Origin of the sequence: Tellurirhabdus rosea (assembly GCF_026278345.1) — a bacterium.
In the GTDB taxonomy this organism is placed as follows: Bacteria; Bacteroidota; Bacteroidia; order Cytophagales; family Spirosomataceae; genus Tellurirhabdus; species Tellurirhabdus rosea.
The window spans coordinates 4,180,819-4,193,981 of sequence record NZ_CP111085.1 but is presented as its reverse complement, the minus strand read 5'-3'; the positions used below and the strand labels follow the sequence as shown (position 1 = coordinate 4,193,981).

The following is a 13,163-nucleotide window of genomic DNA, read 5'->3' as shown; positions in this document are numbered from 1 at the left end:
TTTTATTGAAATTTTAGCCTTTATACGTTCCCGCTCGGGACGCGTCTGCGCTTACCTTCTGGAAAGATTCGGGCCGCCTGCTGCGCCGTCTTATTCCCAAAAAGAAATGCCATATCTCCAAGATATGGCATTTCTTTTTGGGGAAATTATTAAGCCTCCGCCCGCAGGACTTCCAGCGGCGGCCGCACCAGAACATCGCGGCTGTTGAAGAGGCCAATCACGACCGTCAGCGTTGTCACCACCAGCACCACCAGCGCCAGCGGACCGTAGGTCGGGTTGAACGGGCTTTCGAAGACGTAATGCGCCAGTGCCCAGCTTCCGGCCAGCGACAGACCGATGCCCGTCAGCGCGGCCAGCAGGCCCAGCAGCAGGTATTCGATCGCCGTGATGAGCAGAATCTGCCGCCGGCTCGCGCCGATGGTCCGCAGCAGCACGCTTTCCTGCACCCGCTGGTATTTGCTGATGACTACCGAACTGCCCAGCACCAGCAGGCCCGTAATAATGCTAAAAAGGGCCATAAACCGGATCACGAACGAGATTTTGTCCAGTATCTCGTCGATCGTCCGCAGAATCAGCCCGAGGTCGATGGCCGAAACGTTCGGGTACTGCTGCACCAGCTGGCGCTGAAACGCCGCCGACTGCTCCGTCGAACCGACCCGCGTCATCAGCACGTGGAACTGCGGGGCCTGTTCGAGTACGCCGTTGGGAAACACGACGAGGAAGTTGGTCTGCACCCGGTTCCAGTCGATCTGCCGGGTTCCGCCCACCACGGTCGGGACGAGCGCACCCTGCACGTTGAACGTCAGCGTATCGCCCAGTTTGCCCTTGATGCGTTTCAGGTACGCATCTTCCAGCGAAATATAAATCGTCCCGGCCTCCTGTCGGGGAGCGCCGCCTTCCGCCATTTTTTCCGATACGATCAGCGAATCGCGGTAGGTCACGCGGTATTCGCGGGTCAGGGCCCAGTCGGGGATTTTGGCCGACGTATCCGCCTGCAACTCCTCCACCGAACGGCCGTTGATTTCGGCCAGCCGCATCGTCACGATGGGCACCGATTGCAGAATAGGCAGCTTGTTTTCCCGAACCAGTTGTTGCACACCCGCTTTCTGTTCGTTCTGAATATCAAACAGGACCATGTTAGGCTGCTGGCCGCTGCCCGACAACTGCACCCGGCCCAGCAGCAGACTCTGCACCAGGTACAGCGTCGCGATGAGGAACGTGCCGAGGCCGATCGAAATCACCAGAATAAGCGTCTGGTTCTGCGGCCGGTACAGATTGGCGAGGCTCTGCCGCCAGACGTAGCTCCACGAAACGGGAAAGAACCGCCGCACGAGCCACATCAGCAGCAGCCCGAAAACCGTCAGCACCGCGAAGGTAATCCCCAGGCCCACCGTAAAGCCCAGCGCCAGTTTCCAGTCGCGGGTCTGCCACCAGGCAAAGCCCGTCACGAAAGCGGCAATCAGCGTGTACACCAGCCAGCGCAGCGGGTCGCGGGAACTCACATCTTCCTGGTAATCCGTCCGGAGCGTCCGGAGAGGCGATATTTTCCGCACCATCAGCAGGGGCAGCAGCGCGAACAGCACCGCCACCACCAGCCCGGTCAGGATGCCCTGCGCCACGGCTTTCCACGAAATCGCGACCGACACCTCCACGGGCAGGAACCCGCTGAAGACCTCCGGCAGGGCAAACTGCACCGCCGTTCCCAGGGCCGTACCCAGCACCGCGCCCAGCAGGCCCATAAGCGACGTTTGAATGAGGTAAATCAGAAACGCCTGCCGTCCGCTGGCGCCGAGGCACCGCAGCACGGCCACCGAAGCCATTTTTTCCTTGACGTACAGATGCACCGAACTCGCCACGCCCACGCAGCCGAGCAGCAGGGCCACAAACGCCACGAGGTTCAGGAAACGGGTCAGGTCGGCAAACGCCCGGCCGGTCTGCCGTTTACGGTCGGACACGGTATCGACGTTCAGGCCCGCTTTGTCCAGACGGGTTTCGTTGGCAGCCACCAGCTTGTCCACGTCGGTTCCTGCCGGGAATTTGTAATAATAGCGGTACTGCGCCCGGCTGCCCATCTGCAGAAGGCCGGTCTGTTTGAGGTATTTGGCGGGAATAAAAACGGTCGGGGCGACGGTCGTGGTCACGGCGGTCTGTCCGGGCGTTCTCAGGACCCGGCCGGCCACCACAAACGTCAGCGTTCCGACCTTGACCGAATCGCCGGGCTGCGCGCCGAACTGCACCAGCAGCGCGTCGTCGACGAGGGCCACCTGCTCCCCCGACTGCCGGAAACGGTTCACGGCCGCCGCAGGCTCCGCTTCCCAGACGCCGTAATACGGAAAACCGCCTTCTACGGCTTTCACCTGCGCCAGACGGACGTTACCAGACTTCGGAAAAAAGATCATGGACGGGAAGGCCACTTCCATCGAGCGTTCGGGGCCGATGGTGTCCAGCAGCGTCTGCGTTTTGGGGCTGGGCTGTCGTCCGGAACTGAGCACAAGGTCGGCCCCGAGCAGTTCCTGCGCCTGCTCGTCGATGGTCCGGGCGAGGTTGTCGCCGAACGAATTGATCGCTACCAGCGCCGCGATACCCAGCACGATGGACGACATAAACAGCAGCAGCCGCGGGCGACTCCGGCGACTGTCGCGCCAGGCCATGCGGAAAAGCCAGGAGAGGGAAGTCATAGGGATTGAGCGAATTAGTGATTGAGTGAATGAGTGATTGAGCGGGTGAGTGATTAGCGTCGCCAATGCAATAAGTTCTAGCGGAGCTATTCGCTCAATCGCTAATTCGCTAATTGATTTTCCACCACCCCGCCCCGAATCCGGATGATTCGCTGCGTGCGGGCGGCGAGGTCGAGGTCGTGGGTGACGAGGACGAGCGTGGTGCCGGCTTCGCGGTTGAGTTCGAAGATGAGGTCGGTGACGGTGGCGCTGGTGTCGGCGTCGAGGTTGCCCGTGGGTTCGTCGGCAAACAGGATTTTCGGCCGGTTGGCAAACGCCCGGGCCAGCGAGACCCGCTGCTGTTCGCCGCCCGAAAGCTGCGTCGGGTAGTGGTGACCGCGCTGGCCGAGCCCGACCCGTTCGAGCAGTTCCTGGGCGGTGCGGGCAGCCCCGCGTTTGCCCTGCAGTTCGAGCGGCACCATCACGTTTTCGAGGGCCGTCAGCGTGGGCAGAAGCTGGAAGTTCTGGAAGATAAAGCCGACGTGCTCGTTGCGGACGGCCGCCCGCTGGTCTTCCGACAACTCATCGAGGCGAATGCCGTTGAGGTAGACGCTGCCTGACGACGCCCGGTCGAGGCCCGCGCACAGGCCCAGCAGCGTGGTTTTGCCGCTGCCCGACGGCCCGACGATGGAAAACGTGTCGCCCGCCTGCAACTCAAAATTGACGGTATCCAATACGGTCAGCGTGCGGCCGCCGCTCTGGTAGGTTTTGGTAAGGTTCTCAACGCGCAGAATGCTCATGAAACAAAGTGGTTTCCGGAAAGATACAAAACGGAATGATTAGGGGTTTCTGTTCGAATGAACGCAGATTCAGTCGGTTCGATTCCGGAAGGCAGGCTTTTGGGACGGGTGGCGGGATTGCGGGGATGGATGGCCGATGGGCAAGCGTTTGCGGGCGGCTAAAAAAGATGCGGCCGGTGAGGACACCGGCCGCGGGTTGGTCTATCTCCTGACAATTAAAATACAAATGCAATAAACTGCTACGAAACTATTTTGTATGGGCACAACGAGGTGTGAAATTTACAACCAAAAACAACAAAATACTTTTCATTAACACACCAATGCCTTTTCTCAGATGGTATAACTTTTCGGCTCCGCTATCTATTATATCGTAGACAAAAACATCCATTACATACATTAGTGCAGCAATAGCCAAAAGACAAAAAAATCTCCCCGCTTTATTTTTAACCCACCAAAACAGCGCAACGTTAACAGCAAGCAACAGCGTCCAAATAGATTTAAAACTAATATCAGTTAACTTGATATTGTTGATGTTCGATATTGCTCCTATAGCCCCTCCAACCAAATACAGAATAGCATCATTAAATAAGTAGTCGGAAATCACGTAGATTACCAATATCACTATAAAAAGTAAATACTTGTTCTTCATTATGAGGTTAGTTTATGCTATAGGTAGCAGAATAATTAGGAGTCTACACAGACTTATACTAACCTTGGTACAGTCAAAGGATCAATGTAACGGTAAAATAAATCTCCCGATTGTATAAGCCAGACTCACCGGTCCCGCCAACATTTTTTAGCCCCAGCTGGTAGCCGAGCTGGGCTTCAATCTGGGACGTTTCGCCGACAAAAACGCTCAGGCCCAGCTTGCTCCCATAGTCGTAAGAGTTGACAGGCAAATTTGGGCTATTGATGAGTCTGGCGACGTAGGGATTAAAAATAGCCCGATACCCACCGGGAAGGCCCAACATGCGTGCTCTGCGCAGTAAATTAAGACAGGTTTACCGGAAGGGCCACATATTGGAGCCGCAACGGCTGACCGTCCTCTAACCTACCGCCAACAGACATTAAACTAAGTCCCGGTCGAATACTGATTCGGCGTTTGGTGCAGACCAGCAGCAAACTAATATCGTAGCCTGCTTTCCGGCCGGGCGCCAGTGGGGAAACCTGGGTTAGATTGACTCCTGCCTGAATGCCTGCTTCAACTTTCCACCGCGCATTTTCGATTTGCCGTTGTCGATACCGTTCTTCAGTGCTACGCAGCTCAAACCTGGGACGTTCCTCCGTTGGGGTGGCGGGAGGAGTCAGGAAACGGACAAACTCAGCCACTGTCAACCGCCCAGGTACTCGCCTCTCAACGGCCTCCAGCGAATCGAGGATGATAAACGTGGGCAAACCCGCAACCCGATATTTCTCAACCAGGGGTTTGGTGCTCCAGGCATCATAATCAACTTTAAAGGCAATGAATTGTCGGTCGGTAATTTGCGTGACGGAATCTGCCTGGAACACAGCCCTTTCCATGTAGCGACAGGGGCCGCACCACTTGGCGGTGACGTAGACGAGCAGTTTTTTGTGCTCCTGTTTACTTTTTTCGAAAGCCTGTTGATACGAACCCTCAAAGAGGGTGATCGCATGGACGGTCTGGGCGTGCAGGAGGACTACCAGGCAAGCCCATAAGCCATGACGGAGGCGTAAACAGTTAAGCATTGGACAGATGAGTAAGGTTGTTTCTGTTGTATTATCCCTACAAAGGAAACCTTACCCAAGATAGCCGTTTATCTTACTCCCCCAAACAGACTGAAAACCAACCGATAAGCAAAGCGATTGCGAACCGGATTTCCGATCTACTGCTTTAGCACCCGCGCCGTACCCAGCACTTTTCCGGCCTTATCCAGTAACGCTACCCCGTACACGCCCAGCGACAGTTTTGCCAGCGATAACGTTCCGTCGGTACCCACCGGAAACGTCCCCAGCGACCGCCCCGCCGCGTCTGTGAGGGTAGCCGTGGCGGCGTCTGCGCCCCGAATCTGCAGGGTGTCCAGAACCGGGTTGGGAAAGAGACGCAGGGTCGTTCCGGCGGTGGGTTCGGTGCCCAGCACGATCAGCTGGCCGGTGCGGTAGGTGTTCACGGCGGCCAGCATGCAGGGCATCAGCGTGGACGTACCCCGCTCAAACATCGAGAAGCCCCCGTCCCACTCCCACCAGGTCGACGGAATCTGTAGTTTCCCCAGCGCAAAATAGATCGCTTCGGCATGACGGCACCGGCTGTCGGCCTGCGCATTCTGGCCGTAGGAGCCGAATTCACCCAGAAAAATGGGAACCTTGTTGGCAACCGACCAGTTCTTGGCCGCCTGTAGGTTGGCGTAAATCCGTTCGTAGGTCGCCTCGCTGGCGTAGTTGTTGATCGCACTTTCCACCCACGTCCCGCGCGCGGAAGCGGGCACGGTGATCTTTGTCGCCGGGGTGGCCGGGAAAGGCACGTTGCGCAGGTCGGGCAACCCCGCACTCGACCAGGTCGCGCCCTGGTGGGTGAACACAAACGGGTCGTAAAAATGAAAGGTGTACAGGAGGTTCGGATCGGCAAACGGCTGGGACTTAATCATGGCGTCGCGGCTGTTCCAGTCGTGGAAACCCACGACCAGCGTGTGATGGGGCGCAATCCGGCGAACGGCCTGGATGAGTTGGGTGGCCTGCTCGCGCCAGGCGGCGGCCGTGATGTCGTGTGGTTCGTTCCGGAGTTCGAACAGCACCCGCTCGGGATCAGTGGCCTTGTAGCGCTCGGCGATCTGCTCCCAGAGCCAGACGACCCGGGCCGGAGCGTCGGCCCCCGGAACACTGCCGTCGAACTCGACATGGTGGAGGTCGATAATGACGTTGAGGTTGTTGTTCAGCGCCCAGCGCACCAGGGAGTCCGGGGCGGCCAGAAACTGCGGCGCATCCCAGCGGTAGGGCGGCTCAATGGTAGCCCAGGCCCCGAAGCAGACCGGAATCCGCACCGTCTGGAAACCCGCCCGGGCGATGTCGGCCAGCCGCTGTTTGCGCACCGGCACTTCGTTCAGTTTGACGAAATTGGAGAAATGAGACGCCTTGCTGCCGTTCCAGTAGCCTTCCAGATACGACAGATTGACGCCCAGTCCCAGCCGGGCGGCCCGGCGGTCGGCGGTCGTCTGGGCGCTGGACGGCTCTATTGAGCCGCAGGTAATCAGGCAAAGTAACAGGAGCAGACGCTTCATCAGGGTTCATTTTAGCACAAAACGGCTTGAAGTCGCCGATTTACTGCCTGCAAAGAACGACCGGTTATGACTTTTCTGCCAAACCCGTGAAGACCCGGCTGCTCCGGACCAGATCTTCCTCAATCAGTTCCCGGTTGATCCAGGCGGCGGCCATGATCCCTTTACTGATCGCCACGCCCACGCTGCGCATCGGCGAGCTGTTGTCTCCGGCCACGTACACGCCCGGAACAGTGGTTTTGCCAAATTCATCGGCCTCGATCAGGCCCGGAAACGGCACCGTGGACAGCCCGCAGCCCAGTTGCTCGGCCAGGGTGTGATGCTGTCGGATCGGCAAACGGGTGAACATCGCGTCGAGCGGCTGACGGCTGCCGTCCGCAAACACAACGCTCCGTAGCTGCCCGTTCTCGTGGTCGATCCGGCTGACCGGGCTTTCCACCACCGGTACCTGCAACCGCGCAATCAGGTCGCGCTGTTCGTCGGTAAACGTGGCTGGACCGTTGGTCAGAAGCACCAGTTCCCGGCTCCAGTGCTGGATGAGCTTTGTCAGTTCGTAGCCCGTGTCGCCGTTGGCCAGCAGGCCCAGCTTCCGGCCGCGCACTTCGTAGCCGTGGCAGTACGGGCAATGCAGAATGGAAACGCCCCAACAGGGAGCAAATCCGTCCAGATCGGGCATCTCATCCACAACGCCCGTCGCCAGCAGCACTTTCCGGGCGCTTAGTTCCACCCCGTTTTCAGTCGCTAAAACGAAAGTATCCTCCTCCCGGCGGGCCGTGATGACCTTATCCGTGAGAAACGAGACGGTCGGGTAAGCCAGCACCTGCTCCCGGGCGATCCGTGCGATTTCGCCGGGCGTACGACCGTCGTGGGTAATCAGGTTATGGGAATGGGGCGTCTGTCGGTTGCAGGGCAGGCCGGAGTCGATGACCAGCCCGTTTCGCAATGACCGGCCGAGCGTCATGGCCGCGCTCAGTCCGGCATAACTTCCGCCAACAATGACGACATCGTACAAGGTAGAATTCATAAACACACCATTTGACGTTTTTGAAAAGGGCCGCCCGGTTGAAATACCCGCTTTCCTTTCTGTCAAAGGTAGAGACAAATGTTTCCTTTTGCAACATAGTTGCAAAAGGAAACATTTGTCTTCGGACTCCTAACCGGCTAAAATGAAAACGGCCTGCGTCCACACGCAGGCCATCCGCGCCGATGTCAGGCGGACTTAGCTGTTCGACGGATCGAATGGGATGCCGTCGCTCTCGTTTGGGGTGGTACTGACGTTCAGGACCGACTGGCCTTTGTTGTTCTTGCGCAGTACGTAATAGTAGGTTTTTGCCTGCTGCTTCAACTCGTCGGCGCGGGCGTCGCGTTTGAAATTGCTGCCCGGCGTGCAGGAGTAGAAGCCGCGGTAATTGCCCGAGATCGGCGTGACGGAGAACGTGTGCGCCTCCTCGTCGAACCTGACGGTACCCTTGAAGTACGTGTACGCTTCCGTTCGGCAGTTGTAGCTCGTAACGGCGTTGATGACGTACATTTCGTACTGCCCGTTGGTCTTGAAATCGAAGACCATGCCCTGTTCGAAACCTTTCCCGGCATACGAACCGTCATAGTTCCAGAAATCGCCCGACGAAAACGAGCCGCCGTAGGCCCATTTACCCTGTACCTCCGAAGGGGTGTTGCCTTTTCCGCCCGGTCCGATTTCGCCGCCGTTCTGCTTGCAGCCCGTGGCCAGCGCCAGCAGGGTCATTCCCGCCCAAATAAGCTTGTTCATGTTGTCGTATTGTTGTGTGGTGACGGCTGCAAAAGTGCAGAACCGTCCCTCACCCCGCACGACGTTTCCGCTGGGCTGGCAAAGTTGGCCGTTGAATTGGGAAGGATCGGGAATCGATTGAACAACCCCGCCCGGCCATCTGCAGGCATTACGGAAAACTTCCGTCGAAAACAGCGCCCGATTTCAGGTCTTTGAGCGTAAAGGCGTGGACCGTTCCAATGCCGGCGAACCGGAGGTTTACGCCGTAGATGCGGCGCAGCGGCCGGTCGTAACGGGCGGTGTACACCTTGCGGTTATTGATGAACAGGCTCGCCTGCCGGTTCACCACTCGGAGTTTGAGCGTCCCGCCCGTCCGGAGGTCCGCTCCCAGAAAGCCCAGGTCCTCTTTCTGGCCGCTTCGGAGCCGTTCCGACAGCTGCATCTGCGTCCAGTACACGCAGCCGGGCATCATGACATCGAACGAATGCCGCGACGATTCGCCGTAGACCGTCACGTCCACCTGCGAACAGCGGACGCCGCTCCGGGCGGGCGAGGTCGTGACGCGGGTCGTCAGTTCGAAGTTATCCCCGTCAATGTCCGTCGGGTGGGTGTTGGCAAACTCGATGAAAAACGTGCGGTTGGTATCGATGCCCGCGTGGGCGGCCTCCGCCGCGCTGATGCTTCGTTTTCCGCTGACAAACAGGTCCTTCGTTTCGATGGGGTACACGCGCGTGGTGTCGTACATCATGTACGAAGTGGCCGTCCAGCCTTTGGTGGGCAGATAAACCACGGCCGAGTCCAGATTCCGGGTTCCTTGCCTTAGAACTGCCAGATAGCGCCCCGGCTTTTCGTAATAATGGTTGTATAAAATCGTGGTGGTGTCGATCACCGTGCGCCGCCCGTCGCCGAAATCAAGCACGTAGGCGACTCCGCCCGCCGACGGCTCCAGATTTTTCAGCTGAAATTTGGCCGAATGCGGGTTTTCGCCCACCGGATTTTCGCAGATCAGTTGGGCGGGGCCGGACATGACCGCCGCCTGCTTCCGGGGCCACAACCAGGCGGCGGCACCCAGCAGCAAAAAGGCGGCCGCCGCCAGCCAGATTCCGGCCTTCGGCCGGGCCGCCGGCGGGGTCGCTGCTTTTTCGGCGGGGACCTCCGGAGCGGGCAGGCGGTAGGCGGCTTCCGGGGTTTTCGGGTATTCCGCCGGAGCGACGTGTGCCTGGGCAAAATCCTCCCAATCGGGAAAGCCGATGTAACTGGCCAGCGCGTCCCGGGTAGCTTTCTGGGGATAATACCGCGAGTCGGTCTTGATTTTACCGAAGATCCGCTTCAGCGTATTCGGACTAATCTGCACGCTGGTTTTCCGGAACAGGATGCGGCTTAGCCGGATGTAGTCACTATTCGTCCATTCAGCCCGTTCGGGCTTCCCGTAGGTCTCGCTCACGAGCTGACAACAGCGCTCCAGGGTGTAGTAAAACTCAGCCCGGCCTTGTCCATTCTCTGCTATCATCACTTCCTAATCTACTGTCTTTCAACAGGTTTCCTTGTCCAAAATTCTGAACAGGCAAATGGTCAGGCCCGCCTGACTTATCTCCGCATAATGCAAGTTTATATTCGCAAACTGAAATTTTCCAAAAAGCCATTCCACGGTCCAATCGGTGCGAACCATTAAATATCCGAAAAAATGCAACAAAAATTACTACTCAGTCTTGGGCTGTTACTTTGCTGGTGCACCACGCTGATGGCTCAGACGCGGCAGATCAGCGGTAAAGTTACCGACGAAACGGCCAAAGACCTTCCGGGGGTCAGCATTGTGGTCAAAGGCACCCAGCGGGGCACCGTCACCGACGCCAGCGGCGAGTACCGCCTGACCATTCCTGACGCCGCTTCGGTCGTGCTCACGTTCTCGTTTGTGGGCTACCAAAGCCAAGAAGCGGCGGTGACGGGCCAGTCTACCCTCAACATTACGATGAAGCCCAACGACAATTCGCTCGAAGAAGTCGTCGTGGTGGGTTACGGCACCCAGAAGAAAAAAGACCTCACCGGAGCCGTTTCGACCATCGACGCCAAAGATGTGGCCGGGCGGCAGACCGTCCAGATTTCGGAGGCGCTTCAGGGCAGCATCGCGGGCGTTTCGGTCACCCGGAGCAGCGGCGCGCCGGGGGCCGGTTCGAGCATCCTCATCCGGGGCATCACGACGCTGGGCACCAACAGCCCGCTCATCATCGTCGACGGCGTGCCGGTCAGCAGCATCGACAACGTGAACCCGAACGATGTCGAGAACATCACCGTCCTGAAAGATGCTGCTTCGGCCGCCATCTACGGGTCGCGGGGCGCCGCCGGGGTAGTGCTCGTGACGACCAAACGGGCACGCGAAGGGCAGAGCAGCTTTGAGTACAATGTCGAATACGGCGTTCAGAAACCCACGGCCCTGCCCGAATACGCCAGTGCGCCCGAATACATGCGGCTTTTCAACGAGCAGGCGACCAACGACGGCTCCTCCACCGGCCCTTACGCCCAGAATTTCATCGATAACTTCGCCCAGTTCAACCGCGACACGCCCGACCTGTTTCCCTTCGCCAATACCGACTGGCAGAAAACGGTTATGACCCGGGCGACGGCCCCCCGCATCCGGCACGACCTCGTGTTCACGATGGGAACGGGCAAGATCAAAACCAAAGCCTCGCTGGGGTACGCTAAGTCAGAGGCGTTTTATACCAATTACGAATACGAACGATACCTGTTCCGGGTCAACAACGACCTGCAGATCAACCCGAAGCTGGGCGTCAACCTCGACGTGGCCTACAAACGGACCAACACGCTCTCGCCCGTCATCAACCCCATTTACGAAGCCCGGGTGATGCCGCCGATTTACGATGATTTTTATTCCGACGGCCGCTACGCGCTGGCCAAAGACGGCCGCAACCCGATTGCGCAGCTCAACGAAGGCGGAACGTCGCGGGGCACCTTCAACCAGATTCTCGGCCGACTGGCGTTCAATTTCAAACCCATCGACGGGCTGACGCTGACCGCCCTCATTTCGCCCACGCTCGACCTCGACAAGAGCAAAAGTTTCTCCAAACGCCTGACCTTCACCAATCCGGACGGCACGCCGAGTTCGTTCAGTAACCAGGCCCGCACCACGCTTTCGGAAAGCCGCAATGAAGGAATGGGTCTGACGGGGCAATTGCTGGCCAACTACACGCGGGACTTCGCGGGCGGCCACAACATCGACGTGCTGGGAGGTTACGAGGAAATTTACAACACCAGCGAATCCCTGAACGCATCGCGGAGCGGGTTTGCTCTCAACGATTTTCCGTACCTCAACGCCGGTTCGCAGGAATTGCGGGACAACTCCGGCAGCGCGAGCGAAGTGGCGCTCCGGTCGGTATTCGGGCGGGTCAAATACGACTATAAAAACAAGTACTACATTCAGGGAAATCTGCGCTACGACCAGTCGTCCCGGTTCAGCCGCCAGTTCCGCGATGCCCTGTTCCCCTCCATTTCGGCCGGGTGGACGATTTCGGAAGAGCCGTTCCTGCGCAACAACAGCTGGGTATCGTTCCTGAAACTGCGCGGGTCGTACGGAGAGGTCGGCAACGAACGCATCGGCAACTACCCGTATCAGGCCACCATCAGCTTCAGCAACGCCCTGTTCTACCAGAACGGCGTCGTGGTGCCGCTCAACGGCGGCGGGCAGGTCGATTATGCCGTAGAAAACATTTCCTGGGAAACCACCCGGACGCTGGATGCCGGTTTCGACGCGGCTTTTCTCAAAAACCGGCTTTCGGTAACGGCCGATTATTACCAGAAACGCACCTACGACATTCTGCTGGCCCTCGACATTCCGCTGTATCTGGGATACGAACGGCCGCAACAGAACGCCGGGATTCTGGACGTGAAAGGCTGGGAACTCGAAACAAATTGGCGCGACCGGGTCGGTAAACTCAATTATTCCGTGGCCTTCAACCTCTCGGATGCCCGCTCCCGCATTGTGGACCTCAAAGGCACGCAGATTCTGGGCAGCCTGTCCACCTTCAAGGGCAGCGAGTACAACGAATGGTTCGGCTACCGCTCGGCGGGACTTTACCAGACGCAGGACGAAGCCAACAACTCGCCCCGCCTGAACACCAACGTCACGGCCGGCGACGTGCGCTACGTGGACATCAACCAGGACGGCAAAATCACGCCCGACGACCGGGTTCTGCTGGGAGGCTCCCTGCCCCGCTACCAGTACGGCAGCACCCTGCGGCTGGATTACAACGGCTTCGACTTCGGCGTAGTGATTCAGGGCGTGGGCAAAAAGCTGAGCCGCCTGCCCGACGAGGTCGTGCGCCCGTTTGCGGAAGCGTTCGGCAACGTGCCCCGCGAACTCATGGGCAACTACTGGAGCAAAAACAACACGGCGGACCAGAATCTACAGGCCCGGTATCCCCGCCTGTCGACGCGCTCGCTGAGTGCCAACTACGAAACGTCGGATTTCTGGCTCATCAGCGGGGCTTATTTCCGGGTCAAAAACATCACGCTGGGCTACACGCTGCGCAACGATTTTCTGAAGCGCCTCGGGCTCCAGTCCACGCGGGTGTACGTATCGGCCAACGATGCCTTCGCCATCCATAAGTTTCCCCGGTACTGGGACCCCGAACTCGGCAACTCGGCTTACCCCATCGTGACGACGCTGATGGCCGGGGCCACGCTACGCTTCTAACCACCAGCTTCCTGACCGAAT

Annotated in this window: 9 protein-coding genes; 1 reads left to right on the top strand and 8 read right to left on the bottom strand. The window is 58.6% G+C overall.

What is annotated here, in order from left to right:
- Positions 1 to 149 precede the first annotated feature (149 nt).
- The 8 genes from ORG26_RS17720 to ORG26_RS17685 form a co-directional block, all read right to left on the bottom strand.
- Positions 150 to 2,678, bottom strand: coding sequence for an ABC transporter permease (locus ORG26_RS17720; protein ID WP_266364109.1), 2,529 nt, complete (start codon positions 2,676 to 2,678; stop codon positions 150 to 152).
- 101 nt (positions 2,679 to 2,779) lie between these two features.
- Positions 2,780 to 3,457: an ABC transporter ATP-binding protein gene (locus tag ORG26_RS17715; RefSeq protein WP_266364107.1), complete on the bottom strand. Its 678-nt coding sequence runs from the start codon at positions 3,455 to 3,457 to the stop codon at positions 2,780 to 2,782.
- 247 nt (positions 3,458 to 3,704) lie between these two features.
- Entirely contained in the window at positions 3,705 to 4,061 is a 357-nt protein-coding gene (locus ORG26_RS17710) for a hypothetical protein (RefSeq protein WP_266364105.1), read from the bottom strand.
- Positions 4,062 to 4,447: 386 nt separating this feature from the next.
- Entirely contained in the window at positions 4,448 to 5,164 is a 717-nt protein-coding gene (locus ORG26_RS17705) for a thioredoxin family protein (protein ID WP_266364103.1), read from the bottom strand.
- A gap of 137 nt (positions 5,165 to 5,301) precedes the next feature.
- The gene (locus tag ORG26_RS17700) at positions 5,302 to 6,690 is read right to left on the bottom strand and encodes a glycoside hydrolase family 5 protein (RefSeq protein WP_266364101.1); all 1,389 of its coding nucleotides are present in this window, start codon (positions 6,688 to 6,690) and stop codon (positions 5,302 to 5,304) included.
- Positions 6,691 to 6,754: 64 nt separating this feature from the next.
- The gene (locus ORG26_RS17695) at positions 6,755 to 7,711 is read right to left on the bottom strand and encodes an NAD(P)/FAD-dependent oxidoreductase (RefSeq protein WP_266364099.1); all 957 of its coding nucleotides are present in this window, start codon (positions 7,709 to 7,711) and stop codon (positions 6,755 to 6,757) included.
- Positions 7,712 to 7,906: 195 nt separating this feature from the next.
- A complete protein-coding gene (locus ORG26_RS17690; RefSeq protein WP_266364097.1) occupies positions 7,907 to 8,455 on the bottom strand; it encodes a hypothetical protein in 549 nt (182 codons plus the stop codon).
- A 148-nt stretch (positions 8,456 to 8,603) separates the two neighbouring features.
- Positions 8,604 to 9,944 (bottom strand): hypothetical protein, encoded by a 1,341-nt coding sequence (locus ORG26_RS17685; protein ID WP_266364095.1) that lies wholly within the window; start codon positions 9,942 to 9,944, stop codon positions 8,604 to 8,606.
- Positions 9,945 to 10,118: 174 nt separating this feature from the next.
- On the opposite strand from ORG26_RS17685, the gene ORG26_RS17680 reads away from it, so the two are divergent.
- Positions 10,119 to 13,142, top strand: coding sequence for a SusC/RagA family TonB-linked outer membrane protein (locus ORG26_RS17680; RefSeq protein WP_266364093.1), 3,024 nt, complete (start codon positions 10,119 to 10,121; stop codon positions 13,140 to 13,142).
- Positions 13,143 to 13,163: the final 21 nt, after the last annotated feature.